The organism is Streptomyces sp. NPDC058000, from assembly GCF_042886435.1.
In the GTDB taxonomy this organism is placed as follows: Bacteria; Actinomycetota; Actinomycetes; order Streptomycetales; family Streptomycetaceae; genus Streptomyces.
The window spans coordinates 1-17,488 of sequence record NZ_JBHVQS010000041.1 but is presented as its reverse complement, the minus strand read 5'-3'; the positions used below and the strand labels follow the sequence as shown (position 1 = coordinate 17,488).

Sequence of the window (17,488 nt, the reverse complement as noted above, 5' to 3'; positions counted from 1 at the left end):
CGTAGGGCCGCTCGGCGCTTCCTTCGCGGCGCAGGAAACGGACTCCCTGACGTGCGTTCAGATCGTTGCCCAAGTGACCGCTGCACCGGCAACATCGCCGCAGACCCGGTGCCGATGGAAGCCGAATAGGCACCTCGACCAGCATGCCACCGAGCTACGGCGTTCTTGCAGGCCCCTCCGCCCGGCCCGTCGATCTCTCCGATGCCGAGAGGCAGAGTCTGCGCTCGGCTGGGAAACCCAGCCGAGCGCCTGTCCGAACTGCTCGCGGCCTGATCAACCGACCACGGTGTTGCAACAACCTCCGGAATCCGCCCTCCTCTTGGCGGGGCTTCGTCGGGTGCGGAACGGGAGCAGCCCTGGGGCCCTGTTCGTCACCCGCTGTGCTCTGCTGTACTGCCCTGCGGCTAGTTTGTGTGCAGGACTGGTAAGCAGGCCCGTGGTGGCAAAGGTGCACGGGGGACGGGAGGTCGGGAAGAGTGTCGCTGCGCGCAGGTGATCCAGCCGAGATCGGCGGTTATCCGCTTGAGGCACGGCTCGGCTCGGGTGGCATGGGCACGGTCTTCCTGGCCCGTACGAGTTCGGGGCGACCTGTCGCGATCAAACTGATCCACCCGCAGTTCGCGGCGGACGACGAGTTCCGCATCCGCTTCCGGCAGGAGGTTGCGGCGGCGAGGCGGGTGAGCGGCGCGTTCACCGCCGCAGTGGTCGACGCTGCCCCTGAGGCCGAGCAGCCGTGGATGGCGACGACCTATATCCAGGGGCACACGCTCGCCCGGCGCATCACCACGAAGGGCCCGCTGAGCGGAGCGGAGCTGAGGAGGCTCGCCATCGGGCTGGCGGAGGCGCTGCGGGACATCCACCGGGTGGGGGTCATCCACCGTGACCTGAAGCCTTCGAACGTCGTGCTCTCGCCCGAGGGCCCACGCGTCATCGACTTCGGCATTTCGCGCGCCGTGGACCAGCAGACGCTGACGATTACCGGGCGGGTCATCGGTACGCCGCCCTTCATGTCGCCGGAGCAGTTGCAGGCGCCGCGCGGTGTGGGGCCGCGGTCCGATGTCTTCTCGCTGGGGACGCTACTGGCGTACGCAGCGACGGGCCACGGGCCCTTCGACGCGGACAGCCCATACATAGCTGCGTATCAGGTGGTGCACGAGGAGCCGTCGCTGGATGACGTGCCGATGGCCTTGCGCACGGTCGTCGAGTCGTGCCTGGCCAAGGAGCCCAACGGGCGCCCCTCGGCGGACGAACTCCTCGTGCTGCTACGGGACCTGCCGACCGACCTCGGCCAGACCGACGCGGGGGGAGTTGGCGCGGGCCGCACCCGCGACATGATCACCCAGCATCACGTCGCGACGCCGGCCACCCCGGCGCCGGCTGCCGCGACCACCACCCCGGCCGGTCCCGATGCGGGAAGCGCCGGCACCCCCATCGGCCGCCGACTGCCTCGCCGATGGCGTCCCGTGCTCGCGGCCGCGGTCGCAGTCGCGGTGGCAGCGATCGGTGGAGGAGTCGCCGCACTGACGGCGGGCGGCTTCGGCGGAAACAGCGGCGGCGACAAGGGCAACAGCGCCGCGGCGCCGAGTGCCGCACTTCCGGACGGCTTCACGCCGTGGCACGAGACCGTGCCGGGCGGTCGCCCGGACATCCCCGACGAGCTGCGTTGCGTCGCACACGGCAACGCGCTGTTCTGCGGGGGCGGCAGTGTCGTCGCGACCCGTATCAGGGCCGGGGACGGCTCGCGGGTGTGGACGGCGAAGAGCCCCGGCGTCCCCGTCAACAACATGTACCTGGTGGGCGCCACCGACGACACGGTGCTCGGCTACCGCTTCGCCGCCCAGAACGCCCCGCAGGACCCTCCCAGCGAGGTGGTGGCCATCGACGCGAACACCGGCCGGGAGCTGTGGTCCGTGCCGTCCGGCGCCCAGTCGACGGCCGTCACGGGGCGGACTCAGGACGCCATTGTGGTCGGCTCCGACGTCGTGACGGTCGACGCTTCCAACTCCCGCTTCGAGGCCCGCAACGCGCACAGCGGTCAGGTCACATGGACGTCGCCATTCCCTGCGGGTACGCAGTGCGCTCCCGTCCCGATGGGCCCACAGCTCGTCGCGATGTGCGCGACGAATGCGGAGGTGGATGCCTTGGCGGTGCGCCACCCCACCCTGTACCCGGTCGACCGCGCCTCGGGGACTCTGGGCAGGCCCATCGCGGTCAACGGCCCCGCCGTGCCGATGGGCGTCGCCAACGGCAGGCTCGTACTCCTGCAGATACACATGGAGGGACCGGAGCCGGCCGGCTACAACGGGGTGGCAGGGGTCGACCCGGCCTCCCGGAAGGTCACGTACTCCCGACTGGCCAAGACGTACGCGGGGACGCCCGGCATGGCGGACGGCACCGTCTACGTGAGCGGGCAGACCGGCCTCGTCACCGCACTCGACCCCGCGACCGGCCGGCAGAAGTGGTCGCGGCAGACTGGCGTCGAGGGCGCGTCGGGTCCTGTTGCGGGAGCCGACGCACTGTACTTCAGCTCGGCCACCGGCCGGGTGGTCGCGCTCTCGCCGCACGACGGAAAACCCCTGTGGACAACAGATCCGCAGGCCGATGGTTTGACGGGCGGGCCGGGCGCAAGCCCGCGGGTGACTCTTGCGGGGCGTGCGGTGATCGTGGCCGCGGCCAAGAACACTCTCTTCGCTTTCGACGCGCAGAAGCCGCCGAAGTCGGGCTGACCCGGATGGCTGGACGGCGGCCGCAACATTGCCATGGAGTACCGCGGAAAGCTCCCCCGCTGGCACCAAGTACCAAGATCCGGGCCAGGTGCGGACCAACTCGGCTTCGCATCGGGCATTTCCACCCATTGCCGCGGGTCAGAGTAGGGGGAGTGCCCGAGCCGCCGCGCAACAGTCACCACGGACTCCCCCGCCACCAACAAGAGGAAGGTGTAGGTGTTCCGCAGCACGTGAAATCCATCCTCGGTGCCGCCTGCCACTGCCACGGCTTCGCCCCGTTGGGGCGTGGCGGGATGATGACCGCCTTGGCCAGTGCCGGCGGTAGCGGCAGCCACCGTGCCCGGCCCCGGAACCGGCCCCCGGTCGGCAGAACGATCCGTGTCCGACTCCCCCGGCAGCGGGGCCTGCGCGGCTGGCGGTGCCGTGGGGCAGGGTCAGGGGCCGGCGGTGCCGTACGCGGTGCGCACGGTGCCCGCTCAGCGGTGGGTGTGCTGCCTACTCAGTGGGCGAAGCCCCAATCGAGCATCTTGGTGGCGTCGTCGAAGCGGCCCTTGTCGTCCTTGAGGATCACGCCGACCAGGGTGCGGTTGTCCCGCTTGGCGGCGAAGACGAGGCAGTAGCCATCCTCCGGGCCGGTGCCGGTCTTGACGCCCAGGGCGCCGTCGTAGGTGCTCAGCAGCTCGTTGGTGTTGACCCAGGTGTAGTACCGGGTGTGGCCGTTGGCCGCCGGGGCCTCGGTCTTGAACTGCTTGTCCTTCACGACGTCGGCGAACACCGGCTGCAGCATGGCGCGCTGGCCGAGCTTGGCCAGGTCGCGGGCGGTGCTGTGGTTGTTGCCTTCCGAGAAGCCGTCGACGCCGTCGAAGTGCGTCCCGGTCATGCCCAGTTGCTGCGCCTCGGCGTTCATCTGGTTCACGAAGTCGGCGATCCGCGCGTCCTCGGTGTCCCCGGAGCCGAAGTTGTCGGCCAGGGCCCGCGCGGCGTCCGCGCCGGACGGGATCAGCATGGCGTGCAGTAGTTGACTGACAGTCAGCGTGTCGCCGGTCTGGAGGTCAGCGGTACTGGCGCCGACCTTCTGGACGTAGTCCCGGTACTCCTGCTTCACCGTGATCTGTCGGTTCAGCCACTCGGGGTGCTTGAGCACCACCATGGCGGTCATGATCTTGGTGGTGCTGGCCATCGGCACGCTCTCGTCCGCCTTGGCCCCGGCCCACAGTTCCCGCTCCTGGCTGCCGTCGCGGGCGTCCAGCAGGAAGGCATGGTCGGCGTTGATCCGGGGAGCGGCCTCGTCCTTCGCGTCCTGTGCGACGGCGGCCTTGCCCTTGACGGCGTGCTGCCCAGCCTGGGAAGACTGGAACTGCTGCGGTGCGTCCTGGTGCCGGTCGGCCGTCGTGGTGGCCTCGCTGCTCTGCAGGCCGTTCTCGTCTGCGGAGTGCGTGGCGCCGGGGGTGGCCGCCTCGGCCAGGCCACCGGCGGTGATCGGCAGAGCGGCACCGACAAGTGCGACCATCGCGATCCGGACTCCGGTGCGGTGTATTCGGTTGGGACGTGCGTGGGAACCCATGGGGCGTTCCTCCTGCCGGCGAAGGGATGCCGGTGCGTAGCGGGAATTCGGTTCACGCTGAAACTACTTGGGCGATGGCAGCGGCTGTCAAGCTGGCTATGTCATAGCCAGGCAACAGCGCTCACCTCTATGGATGTGTTGTGCAGGCGACTGGTGGTTCCCGTGAGGTCGCTCGCGCGCAGCGCCCAGTCGGCTCCCCTGGGTTACTGGTTCGCTGCCGGCGCCCGTCCACCCGGCACCGGCCGCCAACTCCGACGTGTCCGGCCCGTTCTGTCGGTCCGGCAACCCGATTTGCCCGGCGTAACGCCTACTGCCCGATCGACGACACCCCACCGTGTGCGGCGAACGAACGCGTAACTGCTCGATTCGGGCCGCGAATTCCAGCCTCCGCCCCACCGAGTGGTGAGAGCTTGCACCGGCCCCCAACATCGGTCGAGGAAAACATGCAAGCTCCCTTACGGTATGAGGCTTCGTAAGTACAGGGTTCTACACCGGGGCCGACAGCAAAATTCGGCCCGCTCGACCACTCGACCACTCGACCACGAGAGGCTGCCCACTTCCCAGTGCGAGGCAGCACCATCGAAATGGCACAGCACCCCACTTGTCTGATGCAGCGTCAGGAAAGTCAGCGTCGGGTCAGCATTCAGCCCGCCAACTCGTGCCTTTTGGCAGGTCAAAGGCATGTTCCGCGAGCTTCTCGGGATGCTTCAAGACAATCTCCCCGAGCGAGACTTGACCATGTTCGTCCTGCCCGAGATAGGGAGGCTGCACGAGACCGGCGACCCGTGGGCTCCGTACCAGTTACTGGACCAGGGCGGCGCCCTCGCCGAGCCGGTTCGCGTCTACTTCACGGAACTCCAGGCGGCAGACAACCCAGGCAGGACGCCCCCGTGCCTGCCGTACCGGAGTTGACCAAGTCTTCCAGGCCGCATGCCGACCGGACTGTTCCTAAGCGACCCAAGTGCTGGTCAGCGTCTGCACGGTCAAGCCGTCGAGGTCCCTGAGCTTCGCCCCGGCGAAGGCGCGCGCGGCGTCGGAGGTGAGCAGCCGGAAGGCGGGCTGCTCGGCTGCCAGGAGATCGACCATCTGCGCTGCCACGTCCTGCGGGGTCTGCGCGTTGGCGAAGGCGCCGCGCGTGCGGTCCAGGTAGGCGGACAGAGCCGACGCGTACGGTCCGGCCTGCTCCAGTGCGTTGTCGGCGAGGCCCACGTTACTGACGAACTCGCTGGCCACCGCACCCGGCTCGACCACGCTGACGGACACTCCGGCCGTGGCCGCGACCGGCGCGAGGGACTCCATGAAGCCCTCGACCGCGAACTTGGCGGCGCAGTATGCCTCGTTGAAGGGCTGACCGATCACTCCGCCGACGCTGGTCACGGTCAGCACGCGGCCCTTGCTCGCCCGCAGCAGGGGCAGGGCGGCCCTGGTGACGTGCAGCACGCCGAAGAAGTTGACCTCCATGACGGCCCGCACGTCCTCGATGCTCTCCTGCTCCAGGGTGCCGACATGGCCCGCGCCGGCATTGTTGACCAGCGCGTCCAGCCGGTCGAGGCCGGCCAGGCATGCCTCGACCGAGGCCGGGTCGGTCACGTCCAGGGCCCGGACGTCGACGGCGACTCCGGCCTCCTCCGCCGCCGCCAGCAGCGCACCCGCCTTGGCGGTGTCGCGCATGGTGGCGATCACCTGCCAGCCGCTTCGCGCGGCGGCGACGGCGGTGGCCAGGCCGATGCCGGAGGAGGTGCCGGTGATCAGGACGGTCTTGGTGTTCATCCCAGTGACCTCCAACTTGATTATGTAGCATAACTAATATTGAACATAACTATGTGCCGCGATATTTCATCTTGTCAAGCACATCGGTACGCTGGACGTCATGTCCAACCCACCGGATGAGCTCACCAGGGAGATCGTCGGCCTCTTCGCGGCCATCAACCGCCGCTACACGCGGGAGTCCGAGGCCGCCGCGGCAACCCACGACCTGACCCCACTCCAGGCCAAGGCACTGCTCGCCGCCGAGGACCCGGTCCCCACGCGCCGCATCGCCGACCGGTTGCACGCGGAGCCGTCCAACGTGACCGTGATCATCGACCGGCTGGAGTCCCGCGGCCTGGTCGAGCGCAGCCTCGACCCGAGCGACCGCCGCGTCAAGCGCGTCGCCGCCACCACGGCCGGCCGCACCGTCGCCGCCGACCTCCGCACCCGCATGCCCTTCGCCGCCGAACCGCTGGCCCGGCTCACCACGCAGAAGCGCGAGACCTTGCGCGAGCTGCTGCAACTGATCCTGGAGGCATGACGGCAGCCGGCAGACCGCGCCCCGTCACTCGATGGGCGGACATCACGCATGGAATCTCAGTAACCAGCGAACAGACGCAGCGGAACATGGCTCGCGTCGACGCAGCCGAGGCCGTGTTCGCCGGCATTACCCCGAAGTTCCGGGCCTAACCTGCAGCTGCCGCGCCTGCCCGCGCGGCACCGGGCAGTGAGAGCTGCGTGACCCCGCACTGACTGATGCCCGGCCAGGTGAAGCGGCCGGGCATCAGCGTGCTGAGGAACGTCTCGGATCGGTCTACTTGAACCAGTACCTCACACCGTGGTGATGGGAGCAGGTACCGGAGAAGTGCTTGCTGTAGGACCAGGTGCCGTCCTTGCATTCGGCCATGACGCCGCGCGGGTGCTTGATGTGGGTGCCGCAGACGCCGGTGGTGTGGTGTGCGCAGTGGACGCTGGCGGCCTGTGCCGGTGCCGCGGTGATGACGGCCGGCGCGATGGTGGCGGTGGCGAGTGCCGCCGCGGTGATGGCGCTGCGGGTGCGGCGCGTGAGCGTGAGCGTGAGCGTGTCGAGCATGATCCTCCTGGGGCGGCGGTCGGAGCGCCGAGGTTCGCAGTCGGTACGTGCTCAAGTCCGGGGAAAGCGCCTGCTGTGACGGATGCGTGACCCTCGTGATCAACCGGTCACTGGGGGTTCGAGTAGATCGAATGACGCCTGGCCGCCGCAGCGGATCGCGGCGGCCAGGCGTCCCGCAACACCTCGGGGGTCGGGCCGCGGGGTCATGACCGGTGTGCCGGCTGAGTAGCCGGTCGCGGGCGAGGACCTGAATCCGCCTCCTCCCCCGGTCTACCGCGCCCCCAGCGGCTGCCTCTCCGGGTGTCAGTCCTCTGAGCTGGCGTGACTGTCGGCGCACGAGGGGCCTGGAGGGCGATATGAGCGACGGTGACGTGCCCGAGGGCAGTGGCGATCAACGACGCCGTGATGGATGGCGCAACCATCCCCGTCAGCTCGTATGCCCCCGTGCGGCGGCCCGGGCCCCTTCAGTGTCCGCACTGTGGCACTGACCGCGAGTGGGCAGCGTTCGGGCACCGGACGGATCCCGTGCGGCTGGTCTGCCCCGCCGGACACGCATGGACCCCGTGGGAGGACGATCCCACGCGAGGCCGCTGGCTGATGCAGGAACTCATCCTGGCGAGCAGCATCGAAGAATCCCGCGACTGACGTCGGCGCGTCGCTCTTGGCCGTGCCCGGTGGGTCGCGTGACTACGATCCGGCCGATGGGGCGCCTGGTGCCTGACTGACGCAGGAGGGTCCCTAGGACACGGCTACGGCAAGGCGCCCCGAACCGTTTGGGTTCGGGGCGCCGAGGCATTCGGTCAGGCCGGGGTGACGTTCTCCGCCTGCGGGCCCTTCGGGCCCTGGGTGACGTCGAAGTTCACCGCCTGGTTCTCCTCCAGGGAGCGGAAACCGCCGGCGTTGATGGCGGAGTAGTGAACGAAGACGTCGGGGCCGCCGCCGTCCTGAGCGATGAAGCCGAAGCCCTTTTCGGCGTTGAACCACTTCACGGTGCCGGTTGCCATGTTGTCCCCTTGTCCAGGGTCGGGGGGCACTGGCTTGTCAGTGCCCCTGGGTGAGGTGATCGCCCTGGTCCTCAGGCACTGCTGCACAGCACGACGCCCGCGGTGCGAACCGCGGGCGTCGAGACTTCGGAACCACGACTACTAGTGAGAAAGTTAGCCGATCCGGAGTGGCCTGGCTACCGGGCGCAACGGAACTGGAGAGCAGCGTCGGAGCGACCCGTCGGGCGGGCACCAGCGGGACGGGAGGCGAGTAGCCACTGGAAGTCGCGTGCCAGCTGGCTGATCTGGACGTGGGCCAAGAGCGCGTCCGTCCCGAGGCTCTGCTCGCAATGGAAGCGGATGGTGCCGTGGCGCCCCATGCCCCGGGACCATTCCAGGCTCCCGCGCCACAGCACATCGGTGGCGGCCTGGGCACCGGGGAGCAGCGGATTGCTGTGTCCGCGGAGCAGCAGCACCAAGTCCTCCAGTTCCTCCGGCTCAAGCGGCTTGGAGCGGAGGACGACGGCGCGGTCGATGGTGCGGCGCATCGTCTCGATATCTACGGGGATGTGATGGAGTTCACCCGCCGAGAATCTGAGGTCGATTTCGCCCATGAACTGCATGCGAGCGGGCGTAGACTGCACTTTCGTGCTGATCATCTGAACGTCTCCGCGGGGAGTCGTCCGCCGGGGCCGAACGCGGCACCCAGCTTGATCGGGGCGGTGAGCATGCCGGTACCGTCGGGCTTCTCCAGCCACCCTCGGCCGTTGAAGTACAGGTGCGCCGGCGGGCAGCGCAGCAGGCAGCCCGGTGGGCGGGCGGTCAGCAACGGCAGGTCGGCAAGGCGTTTCCTTGGCGCCGTCGGCGACAAGCCACCAGGCGATGTCGGCCGCCGGGCCGACGAGGACCGGCCCGAGCTGACCGGCCCGCGCCCAAGGGACGCATCGCGTCGAGCGACCGCAGACGCGACGCCTCGACGACGTTCCAGCCGGTCGACGGGATCGGGGCGAACTCCTCATCGTTCCAGGCGCATTGCACGTCCGTGGGGTTCCGGGCGAAGGACGGCAGCCAGGCGGTTCCGGGGTGAGTCACGACGGTGCCCTTGCTTCCATGAGGGCGGTGCGCAGCATCCACGGCTGAACGAGAGGTTCGGGCGGCTGGCACCGGGGTGGGCTGAGCCAGTTGATGTTGCTGCCGATTGCCTACGTGAGGGCGAGACCGGCCCGAGCGCAAGCGATCAGACGATGAGCCTGGTGGCCATACACCGCGGACTCGTTCAGCCAATCCCACGCCCGCACCTACAGGTCGATGTTCTCCCGGTCATCGAGCCGTAGTTCCGCGTTGATCGTCTCGACCGTCACAAGCCGCTCGTCATAGATCCAGAACCCGTGAGCCGGTGTCCGCTGAAGTGGGGCGCTGAACGGGACGATGCCGAGTTCGACGTTCGACGTTCGACGGGTGCCAACGCCTATGAGTCCACAGAGATGATCAAGCTGGGCGGCCATCACTTCCCGAGGGCACACCTGGGCGTACAGCGCCGCTTCCCAGAGCAGGAAGCGGAAGGACCGCCCTGCCTCGTAGAGGGCTTCCTGCCGCCGTATGCGCGCCCGGACGGCCTCATCGGTATCGCGCGGCGTCCGGCGGAACTCGGCGTTCGCGATGAACAGGCACCGTGCGTAATCCGCCGTCCGGAACAGACCAGGGATACGGGCCACTTCCACCCCGCGGATCAACTGCGTCCGCGCCGTTTCCGCCACGGCCGGCTCCTGGCGGGACCGGTGCCCGTTTGCCAGCTGTCAGCGCCACGTCCGGTACTGCGTTTCCAGCCCTTGCGGCCGCCCCTTCAGCTCCGCCACCGTGTCGGGCTTGCCTACAGCTTTGGTCCAGGCTGCCAGGTCCTCACGGGACCGGGTTTGTTTGCCGTTCTCCAGCCGGGAGACCTTCGACCGCTCCCAGTCGAGGCGTTCGGCCAGCTCCTTGCCGTTCAGCCCGGCCTCGGTGCGCAGCTCACGCAGCCGCGCCCCGAGGGATACCCGGGCATTCTGAAAGTCGGTACTCACGCCTCGGAAAGTACCCGGGCCTGAAAGTCGGTGGTAGGTACGGCGTGGTGCCAGGCGGCGTCACGTACCTGTCATGCGCGCACCACTGTCTCGGCGTACTCGTGCACCCGCACACCAAGCGTCACGTCATCGTCGTTGAACGTGAAAGCGACATGGCGGCGCCTTCCTTCGGATCGATCGGTGAGTTCAGCATGGAGGCTGGTACGGCTGGACGCTGGAGGATTGCGGCAGATTGCTGGAAGTGGTGGATGGTCGGCCGCAGAGGAATTGTCAAATCCTGTGGAATGACGGACAGTCCAATGGCCGGTCGATCAAGCAAGCGGCTTGCGGTAACGGACGTACTCGTTCTGTCGCCGGAACCCCACGCTCTCGTAAAGATCGTAGGAGCGGTGCGGATTTGCCGTGCCCGTGAAGAGCCGGGCGGTCGTTGCACCCTGCTCGCGAAGGCTTCGCAGCCCGTCCAACAGCAGGGTCCGGCCGATTCCGAGGCGTCGCTGGTCCGTCCGGATACTCAGCTCTTCGACCTCGCCCACGGTGTGGTCGTGACGGCGGATGGAGCAGAGGGCGACGCCGACCATGTCCTGCCCGTTCCATGCAGCCCGCCAGCATGCCGGGTCGGCGGTGTCGACGAAGTCCTGGAAAGGCCATTTCTGGGTGAAACCTGTGTCCTCATACGAATCGACGACCGTCCTCCAGGCTGCACGGTAGTGGCTTGCCCCGATCGGCCCCGTCCGTATCCCGGTCGGCAGTTCGCTGCCCTGCTCGGGCAACTGCCGCAGATCGCCCAGCTCCAGCTCGACCAGGCTGAAGACACGTCGGTAGCCGGCTGCGAGCAGAAGCGCCGTGGCGTCCTGCTCGGAGGCCATGGCGTTCGCGCCGATCACTGCCGTCCGCGCCGTTCCATGCTGTGTAACGAGCTGGCGGATCCGCTCTTCGGCCCAGCTCAGCATGGCTGAGCCGATGCCCTGGCGGCGATGCTCGGGCAAGAGGCAGCCGCGGTGCAGGTAGAGCCACGTATCGTCCCGCTCCTGCCACCACCGGATCGTCGAGTAGCCGACGACGCTTCCGTCGCGCACTACCAGGATCTGGTTCTTGGACGGCTCCTCCAGCTTGGCAGAGGCTTCGGCGATCTCAGCCGCTGTCGGGAGCCCTTCCACAACCGAGTGGGCGTCGACCCGGTCCCGTTCAGCACACCCCAGCCGCACCGCGACCATGGCGCCGTGGTCTTCGGCGCCGCGATACGGCCGGAACCCGAAGCCGACCGGAAGGTCCTGTCCTGGCGTGCCATCCGACATGACCGGATGATCTCGAACTTCGAGGCAGGTCCGCCACCTTATTCATGCCGCGGTCGTCTGCGGCCGTTCAACGAGCTGGCCGCATTCGGAGCGGGCCCCGGCGCGGACAAGGGCGACGAGGTGGTCGATTTGTACGGCGGAGGATTTCCGGATTTCGGGCCGCGGTGGAAGGAGATGGTCTTGCCGGTGCAGGGGTCGGCGAGGGTTCCAGAGGCGACCGTGCACTTCGAGGTGCCCGCGAACTTCACGTCGGCCAGGTCTCGTTCGAGGATGTCATCGATGGTGTCTCAGGTATGCCGAGACCAGAAGGCGACGAACACGATGTAGGCGATGGCGGCGGTGGCCACGAACCAGAAGTAAGGATCGCCGCTTCTTCCGGATGCCAGTTCACCGATGAAGGCGCAGAGATTCCCCACGGTAAGTACTACGCCCGTGCCAGCCCAGGCTCGCCCTGCGATCCGGGCGAAGCGCTCGTCGGGTTCCTTCTCGGTGAGGCCCTGATAGGTCTCGCTCCGGCGTCCCAGCAGTGCTAAGGCAAGACTGCAGACCGCCAGGATCCCGAACGTCACCAGGCCGAGAGCGAGGCGGCCGCCGAAAGTCGCGGCCACGAGGCAGCCGGCTCCGACGACGAGGAAGAAGCCGGGGACGGACCGCCTGGCTCTGTTACTGGTCACCTGCTGGGCTCTCATCGACATGAAACATCTCCTCAACGCTGACCTCGAAGTACTTGGCCATGGACAAGGCGAGCGGCAGGGAAGGTGTGTACCGCTCGGTCTCGATGGCGTTGATCGTTTGCCGTGAGACCCCGAGGGCCGTGCCTAGTTGGCCCTGGGAGAGCCCTCGTGACGACCGCAGTTTCCTGACGCTGTTTCGCACGTGTAAAGCTTACTTGTCACCCCTCAATGGCTGTCAAGCTTGCTTTACAGGAAGGGCGGGGCTCGCACGGCGCCTCGGGCACCGTGTTCACCGCGCTGGTGGCCAGCCCGGCGTGGAAGGGCGAGTGCATCCCCGACCGCCGCTTCTCAGTGCGCCGAGCAGATCTCGCGCGGGGCCAGGTAGGGCGGCCACGCCGCGACGCCCCGCTCCGCAGGCGGGGCGTCTTCGCTTCAATGCGCGCCCGGTTGGCGACTTCGGGCCCTGCCGAGCGCCGCACACGATGAGCAGCTGCGAGACAGGCTAAGAAGCAGGCGCCGGGGCGGCGGCGTCCTGATGGGCGTCGGAGCGCGGGCCGATGACGCCTTCGGCGGCCAGCTGATCGTGGACCTCGTCGACGAGCCCGTGCAGCACTTTGATCTGGAACTTGGTGAACACCAGCACCACGACGATCAGCGCGATGCCCGGAAGTTGGGACAGCAGGAAGGACTCGTTGAACTTGTCGACGTCGTAGCTGTAGACGACGACCACTCGCAGTACGGCGTCGATCAGTGCGGCGAGACCGAACGCGGCGGTCACCGCGCGCTCACGGGCCCGGAACGGCTTGGAGCGCTCCCAAGCCTGCTCGTAGGCGACGGTCCGGCCGGGGTCACCGTCGGTGGCCATCGGGGTGGCCGCCACGTAGACGAGGGGGCGCCCGGCGACGCAGGTGAACAGCAGATACACGGCGGCGAGCAGGGTATAGAAGGAGGGCTTCGCGGCGACTAGGCGAGGGTCGTCGGATATGAACAGCAGGCCGACGGTCAGCGCCATTTCGAGGACGACGAGCAGGCCGATGACGTCGAGCTTGCGCCGCTGGATGGTGTGGATCAGTGTCCACGCACCGCCCGCCGCACCGGCGAGGGTCAGGGCCCAGACCTGGCTGAGACCGACCATCTGGTGCAGTACGTAGAAGCCCGCGATAGGGATGACCAGGTCGAGGATCATCGGGGCGAGGGCTCGGAGCTTCTGTGCCAGGTGCGGGGACGTGGATGCGGGGGATTTCATGTGACGGTTTCCTAGATGAGCGTTTCAAGTGCCGGGGTCAGAAGAGCCGGTGTGTGCAGATCTTAGCCAGGACTGTGAAGAAAACCTGCTGGCCACAGGCGTGCGAGCGGATGAGCATGGCGTGGCTCCGGGGGCAGGACACCCAGCGGGACGTCCGCAGCGCCGGGCACTTTTTGTCTCGCGCCGTTTCACGTGTTGGTTCACCCAGTAGCCGATGAAGCAGCGCACCGGGACGGCCGTCGGTGGATGAACGGGCCCGGTGGGGGCGGTCGTTGATCTGCAAGGCATGCACGGCGGTGTTCCTGCGGGAGGATGCTGTGACGGTCTGACCAGTCCATGAAAAAGGCCCCGCCCGAAGTGGGTGAGGCTTGTCGCGTCGGCTTCAGTCGTCGCCCTCGTCGTCGACGTGCTTGATCTTCATGCGGGCTTGGACGAGGTCGGGATCGGCGAGGGTGTCCCAGTGGAGGTGCCCGTGGGCGCGATCGATGGTGTCGAGGAGCGATTCCCGGAGGTGGCTCTCGGCCCGGGACTGAGTGAAGCGGGAAGACGCCAGTCCATCCGGGCTGACGCCACTTCGGCGGAGCAATCCGCCGACGTTCCCACCTCTGTACACGAACAGGTAAAGCCGTTCTGAAGCTGCTGGTCGCACAGCGTCCGGTCCGCGGGCGCAGGGAGTGGTCGGCTCCCAGATGCTGTCCGGCGCGGGAATGTCGCCGTAATCGCTGTCCGACATGGCGCGCGGCGCCGCAGGCTCGGGCGGGGCGGGGCGGAGAAAGGCTGCGCTCAAAGCTGAGGGCACAGCCCCGCCCAGGCGGTCGGCATGCTGGATCGGCGGCTGCGTTCAGTCGGTCTTCCGGGTGTAGGTGACGTGGTCGACCAGGCGCTCCTGCTGGCCGGGCGGGGTGAAGTAGAGGTCGGCCGTGTGCCGGTCGGGGGAGTCGATCCTGAAGACGGTGCGCATCGGGATGGTTTTGCCAAGGTACGCAGGGCCGAGGATGCCCGGGTCGGTGAATTCGCCGGGGATGGAGATCTCGGAGGGGCTGCCGCTGTCGGGTGCGCCACGGTAAGTCATCGCGGTCGGCGTGACGCTGTCGAACGTGGTCCATTCGTAGCGGCGGTCGATGTTGGAGTAGCCCATGATGCCCAGGCGGTAGTACGGGTGGCCGGCCAGCGTCCCCTGGGTCTGCTCCTCCAGGAAACGGCCTCCGGTCTTCTTGATCCAGTGGACCCGGACGGCGATGTCGTGGGAGACGACCGGTTCACCGTCTTTGCCCAGGAGATAGTTGACCTTGGTGGCCTTCCAGTTTCCGACCAGAGGGTCAAGGAGCCGGTGGTGCGGTCCTGGCGTCAGATTGTCGCCCGGCGAGGCCGAACCCGCGGAGGCGGCGGGCGCGGTATGAACCGGCGCGGCGGAGGCCCCGAGGGCACCGGCCAGGCCGATGACCACCGCGAGTGCCGCTGCCGACAGATATCTGTTCCTGATCATCCGCTTCTCCCTGGTCGTGATCGTCGAATGACCCGTGAGCCTGCCGGCACTCCGTCTCCGGCCAGGGGCGGGCCGCGGCCGAATCGATCGCAGGAGCTTGCGCGTGAGCTGCGCTTCGACTTCGGTGGATGCCCCCTTTGTGGTGCACCACCACAGCACGCTCGATTCGCGCGCCCTTTCGATCCATGACTGTTGGCGAGTATGGCAGAGAACTCGCTTGCCATTAAGGGGAGTTCAGATATCGAGATCAGGGACTGGGTGCTCTGGCCTCGCCGGAACGCCAGGCCAGCTGGGCACGGACGTGCGGGCCGTGGCGGGTGGGGGCGGAGGCAGGGAGGGGCTTGGCCCCGGCGATCAGGCCCAGGCGCTCGTCTGCCTCGCATCGGAGCGGAAGGGGGATGCCATGTCCCACTCGGTCGACGGGTAGGGGAACTTCAGGGGGAGTTCATGGCGCTCGGGTGTCCGCGCTGCAAGGAGTCCGGCCAGGTTCTGCATCTGCCGGAGTATTGGCGGTCGCTGTCGCAGGATGCCGAGGCGAAGCGCAAGCATGCGCCGCCGGCGGAGTATGTGGTGCGGTGACTGCTGCCGGTGGGCACGGCCGTGCTGGGCGTCGTGGCCCTGGTGAGCGGCGCAGTGGCGGCGGGATTGTGCTGCTGGCTGGCAGTGTGGGGGTGTGGTTGTCGCGGCGTGCGGCGGCTGCGGAGGATGAACGGGCCCGGTGGGAACGGTCGTTGATCTGCCGGCGGTGTCCGGTGGTGTTCCCGCGGGAGGACGCGGTCATGCCTTGAAGTCTGTGTGGGGGGCATGCGTAGGGGCACCGCTCGGGCGGGGCTTCTTCCTAGCTCATTCAGTGTCGGGTGGCGTCTGTTCGTTGTCTGGGTAGGTCTGCGGTCGGCGCCAGTCGGGGCGGCTTTGGTCGGGGTTCGTCATCTCTTTCCATGACTGTGGCGCATTGGCTGGTGAGGCGCTGTCCTCCCCTCGCGAGTCTGCAGGCAACGGATTCGGGAGGCTACGGCTTGTCCGGGGGAACCTGGTAGGAACTGGTCCGGTAGCGGCTGCGGAATTCGGCCAGCAGCTCATCGGTCGCTTCGGTCCCGGCGCTCACCGCGGCGTGGACGTCACGGAAGTAGTTCTCGTAGCCGGCTGGGGTGTAGAGACACAGGGCGCGTGCGAGGACCGAGCCCGCGTTGCGGAAGCCGTGCGGGGTGCCGCGGGTCGCGGCGAGCAGATGCCCGGGCCCGGCCGCTACCTCGCCGTCCCCGGTGTGGAGCGTCAACTCTCCTTCGAGGACGTAGAAGTACTCGTCGTGTCCATCGTGCACGTGCGGTCTGGCACCAATCACTCCAGGGGCAAGACTGAACTCCTCGAAGGCGAAGTGCCCGCCCGTGTGCTCGCCGGTCAACCGAAAGAAGTGCGCGACACCGGCGACGTCTATGAGCTCACCATCCCGGGGGCGACGCAGCAGCGGACGGGCGGGAATTCGGGACTGATCATCGGCCATGGGGGCATTGTGACCGAGGGCGGTGCCGGACGGGCGGGAAAGCCACCGAGGGTGATCAACAGCATCCTCTTCCGTCGGCGGACCGGCATCCCGCCGGGGAGACCTGCCCACGCGGTTCGGGCAGCGGACCGCCAGTCCCCCTGACCTGTCGGACAGTCGCCTACTCCACCGCCTGCCGGCGGATGCGGACGGACCCAGCGCAGGCGGTCAACTTGGGCGACATGCTGGAAAGCGATGTAAACGCAGCCGCCCTCGCCGGGCTCACCGGCATCTGGCTGGACCGCGGCATCGACTTCGTCACCGGTGGACCATCGCCGACGGCAGACGAGATGGTGCTCCGCATCGAACGGCTCACCGAACTCCCCGACCACCTGTCACGCACGAATGCCTGACCGGCCCGGCTCTCACGGTCGCCGTAAGTGAGCGACCCAGGTCAACGCCTTCCCCCCGGGGGGGGCACACATCAGCTGGTTCCAAGAATCATGGCCAGGTTCCGACTTCCGTGGCTCGGCTCAACGAACCACTCAGCCCTTGGCCCGGGGCGGCCAAAACGGTGCCTTGGGTGGCCGACCGAAGCGTTCAATCACAGTGACGCGTTGCCCTGGTGATCGCCGGTTCGGTATTGGCCCGTCAAGCTATGCGCGTGGCAGAGCGAGTACGGGCTCGTGAGATCGATGATGCCGAGGGCCGGCGGCTGCTGCGGATCATCCGCAAGGGCACCGGCTCGGTGGTGACAGGGCGGCACGCGCAGCTGGTGCTGCTGTCCGCGCAGTGCATGCCGGTGGGCCGAGGCCAACAACGTCGAGATCGCCTGCACCCCGACGAGACGCTCCTGGCTCAACCGCATCGAGGCACAGTTCACCGCCCTGCACTACTTCACCCTCGACGGCACCGACCACGCCGGCCACAACGAACAGGGCAGCATGATCCGCCGCTACATCATCTGGCGAAACAAGCACGCCCGAGACGAGCGCCTACGCGAGGTCGTCAACAGGGCAAACGTTGCCTGATGCGGCACTAGTGTGATGCGCCAGAAATCCTGAGGGTTAGTAAGTACCCTGTTGGTATGTCGCATCCGGGTCCTTCCGCTGTGGAGATCACACTGTCCGAG

General features: G+C 67.8%; 18 protein-coding genes and 2 pseudogenes. 5 read left to right on the top strand and 15 right to left on the bottom strand.

Annotated features, from left to right (window positions below; genetic code table 11):
- The first annotated feature begins 476 nt into the window (after window positions 1–476).
- Window positions 477–2,726 (top strand): serine/threonine-protein kinase, encoded by a 2,250-nt coding sequence (locus ACFVT2_RS30130; RefSeq protein ID WP_390022901.1) that lies wholly within the window; start codon window positions 477–479, stop codon window positions 2,724–2,726.
- Window positions 2,727–3,225: 499 nt separating this feature from the next.
- Here ACFVT2_RS30130 and ACFVT2_RS30125 read toward each other — a convergent pair whose 3' ends face one another.
- Complete coding sequence (locus ACFVT2_RS30125; RefSeq protein ID WP_390022899.1) at window positions 3,226–4,290, bottom strand: D-alanyl-D-alanine carboxypeptidase family protein; 1,065 nt, start codon at window positions 4,288–4,290, stop codon at window positions 3,226–3,228.
- A 702-nt stretch (window positions 4,291–4,992) separates the two neighbouring features.
- Here ACFVT2_RS30125 and ACFVT2_RS30120 point away from each other — a divergent pair.
- A complete protein-coding gene (locus ACFVT2_RS30120; protein ID WP_390022897.1) occupies window positions 4,993–5,202 on the top strand; it encodes a hypothetical protein in 210 nt (69 codons plus the stop codon).
- Window positions 5,203–5,238: 36 nt separating this feature from the next.
- Here ACFVT2_RS30120 and ACFVT2_RS30115 read toward each other — a convergent pair whose 3' ends face one another.
- Window positions 5,239–6,060 (bottom strand): SDR family oxidoreductase, encoded by an 822-nt coding sequence (locus ACFVT2_RS30115; protein ID WP_390022896.1) that lies wholly within the window; start codon window positions 6,058–6,060, stop codon window positions 5,239–5,241.
- Window positions 6,061–6,160: 100 nt separating this feature from the next.
- Between ACFVT2_RS30115 and ACFVT2_RS30110 the strand changes: the two genes are divergently transcribed.
- Window positions 6,161–6,580 (top strand): MarR family winged helix-turn-helix transcriptional regulator, encoded by a 420-nt coding sequence (locus ACFVT2_RS30110; protein ID WP_390022894.1) that lies wholly within the window; start codon window positions 6,161–6,163, stop codon window positions 6,578–6,580.
- 273 nt (window positions 6,581–6,853) lie between these two features.
- Here ACFVT2_RS30110 and ACFVT2_RS30105 read toward each other — a convergent pair whose 3' ends face one another.
- The 12 genes and pseudogenes from ACFVT2_RS30105 to ACFVT2_RS30050 form a co-directional block, all read right to left on the bottom strand.
- Window positions 6,854–7,132 carry a DUF3761 domain-containing protein gene (locus ACFVT2_RS30105; protein WP_390022892.1) on the bottom strand — a complete coding sequence of 93 codons (279 nt, stop codon included), beginning with the start codon at window positions 7,130–7,132 and terminating at the stop codon, window positions 6,854–6,856.
- Between the two features lie 800 nt (window positions 7,133–7,932).
- Window positions 7,933–8,136 (bottom strand): cold-shock protein, encoded by a 204-nt coding sequence (locus ACFVT2_RS30100; protein WP_390022891.1) that lies wholly within the window; start codon window positions 8,134–8,136, stop codon window positions 7,933–7,935.
- Between the two features lie 176 nt (window positions 8,137–8,312).
- Complete coding sequence (locus tag ACFVT2_RS30095) at window positions 8,313–8,729, bottom strand: DUF6415 family natural product biosynthesis protein (RefSeq protein ID WP_390022889.1); 417 nt, start codon at window positions 8,727–8,729, stop codon at window positions 8,313–8,315.
- Window positions 8,730–8,770: 41 nt separating this feature from the next.
- A complete protein-coding gene (locus tag ACFVT2_RS30090) occupies window positions 8,771–8,986 on the bottom strand; it encodes a hypothetical protein (RefSeq protein WP_390022887.1) in 216 nt (71 codons plus the stop codon).
- Window positions 8,987–9,317: 331 nt separating this feature from the next.
- Window positions 9,318–10,175 (bottom strand): annotated as a pseudogene (locus tag ACFVT2_RS30085) (helix-turn-helix domain-containing protein).
- Window positions 10,176–10,486: 311 nt separating this feature from the next.
- Window positions 10,487–11,470: a GNAT family N-acetyltransferase gene (locus ACFVT2_RS30080; RefSeq protein ID WP_390022885.1), complete on the bottom strand. Its 984-nt coding sequence runs from the start codon at window positions 11,468–11,470 to the stop codon at window positions 10,487–10,489.
- Window positions 11,471–11,757: 287 nt separating this feature from the next.
- Window positions 11,758–12,165 (bottom strand): hypothetical protein, encoded by a 408-nt coding sequence (locus ACFVT2_RS30075; RefSeq protein ID WP_390022883.1) that lies wholly within the window; start codon window positions 12,163–12,165, stop codon window positions 11,758–11,760.
- Complete coding sequence (locus tag ACFVT2_RS30070) at window positions 12,134–12,346, bottom strand: helix-turn-helix transcriptional regulator (RefSeq protein WP_390022881.1); 213 nt, start codon at window positions 12,344–12,346, stop codon at window positions 12,134–12,136. Before ACFVT2_RS30070 ends, ACFVT2_RS30075 begins: the two co-directional genes overlap by 32 nt.
- A 300-nt stretch (window positions 12,347–12,646) precedes the next feature.
- Window positions 12,647–13,390: a VC0807 family protein gene (locus ACFVT2_RS30065; RefSeq protein WP_390022879.1), complete on the bottom strand. Its 744-nt coding sequence runs from the start codon at window positions 13,388–13,390 to the stop codon at window positions 12,647–12,649.
- 382 nt (window positions 13,391–13,772) lie between these two features.
- Window positions 13,773–13,976 (bottom strand): hypothetical protein, encoded by a 204-nt coding sequence (locus ACFVT2_RS30060; protein WP_390022878.1) that lies wholly within the window; start codon window positions 13,974–13,976, stop codon window positions 13,773–13,775.
- 255 nt (window positions 13,977–14,231) lie between these two features.
- Window positions 14,232–14,876, bottom strand: a complete 645-nt coding sequence (locus ACFVT2_RS30055) for a DUF1579 family protein (RefSeq protein WP_390022877.1) — start codon at window positions 14,874–14,876, stop codon at window positions 14,232–14,234.
- Between the two features lie 1,009 nt (window positions 14,877–15,885).
- Entirely contained in the window at window positions 15,886–16,377 is a 492-nt protein-coding gene (locus tag ACFVT2_RS30050) for a cupin domain-containing protein (protein WP_390022875.1), read from the bottom strand.
- A gap of 140 nt (window positions 16,378–16,517) precedes the next feature.
- On the opposite strand from ACFVT2_RS30050, the gene ACFVT2_RS30045 reads away from it, so the two are divergent.
- A complete protein-coding gene (locus tag ACFVT2_RS30045; protein WP_390022992.1) occupies window positions 16,518–16,769 on the top strand; it encodes an HAD hydrolase-like protein in 252 nt (83 codons plus the stop codon).
- A 191-nt stretch (window positions 16,770–16,960) separates the two neighbouring features.
- On the opposite strand, the gene ACFVT2_RS30040 is transcribed toward ACFVT2_RS30045, so the two are convergent.
- Entirely contained in the window at window positions 16,961–17,224 is a 264-nt protein-coding gene (locus ACFVT2_RS30040) for a hypothetical protein (protein ID WP_390022873.1), read from the bottom strand.
- Between ACFVT2_RS30040 and ACFVT2_RS30035 the strand changes: the two are divergent.
- A pseudogene (locus ACFVT2_RS30035) lies at window positions 17,160–17,387 on the top strand (transposase); the annotation flags it as partial. The gene ACFVT2_RS30040 and the pseudogene ACFVT2_RS30035 sit on opposite strands and share 65 nt — an antisense overlap.
- Window positions 17,388–17,488 lie beyond the last annotated feature (101 nt).

Bases quoted from the DNA above. Each gene is read 5' to 3' on its own strand.
- ACFVT2_RS30080 (WP_390022885.1), bottom strand. From the start codon at position 11,470: ATGTCGGATGGCACGCCAGGACAGGACCTTCCGGTCGGCTTCGGGTTC.
- ACFVT2_RS30115 (WP_390022896.1), bottom strand. From the start codon at position 6,060: ATGAACACCAAGACCGTCCTGATCACCGGCACCTCCTCCGGCATCGGC.
- ACFVT2_RS30120 (WP_390022897.1), top strand. From the start codon at position 4,993: ATGCTTCAAGACAATCTCCCCGAGCGAGACTTGACCATGTTCGTCCTG.
- ACFVT2_RS30095 (WP_390022889.1), bottom strand. From the start codon at position 8,729: ATGGGCGAAATCGACCTCAGATTCTCGGCGGGTGAACTCCATCACATC.
- ACFVT2_RS30050 (WP_390022875.1), bottom strand. From the start codon at position 16,377: ATGGCCGATGATCAGTCCCGAATTCCCGCCCGTCCGCTGCTGCGTCGC.
- ACFVT2_RS30105 (WP_390022892.1), bottom strand. From the start codon at position 7,132: ATGCTCGACACGCTCACGCTCACGCTCACGCGCCGCACCCGCAGCGCC.
- ACFVT2_RS30040 (WP_390022873.1), bottom strand. From the start codon at position 17,224: ATGCGGTTGAGCCAGGAGCGTCTCGTCGGGGTGCAGGCGATCTCGACG.
- ACFVT2_RS30055 (WP_390022877.1), bottom strand. From the start codon at position 14,876: ATGATCAGGAACAGATATCTGTCGGCAGCGGCACTCGCGGTGGTCATC.
- ACFVT2_RS30125 (WP_390022899.1), bottom strand. From the start codon at position 4,290: ATGGGTTCCCACGCACGTCCCAACCGAATACACCGCACCGGAGTCCGG.
- ACFVT2_RS30100 (WP_390022891.1), bottom strand. From the start codon at position 8,136: ATGGCAACCGGCACCGTGAAGTGGTTCAACGCCGAAAAGGGCTTCGGC.
- ACFVT2_RS30075 (WP_390022883.1), bottom strand. From the start codon at position 12,165: ATGTCGATGAGAGCCCAGCAGGTGACCAGTAACAGAGCCAGGCGGTCC.
- ACFVT2_RS30065 (WP_390022879.1), bottom strand. From the start codon at position 13,390: ATGAAATCCCCCGCATCCACGTCCCCGCACCTGGCACAGAAGCTCCGA.
- ACFVT2_RS30110 (WP_390022894.1), top strand. From the start codon at position 6,161: ATGTCCAACCCACCGGATGAGCTCACCAGGGAGATCGTCGGCCTCTTC.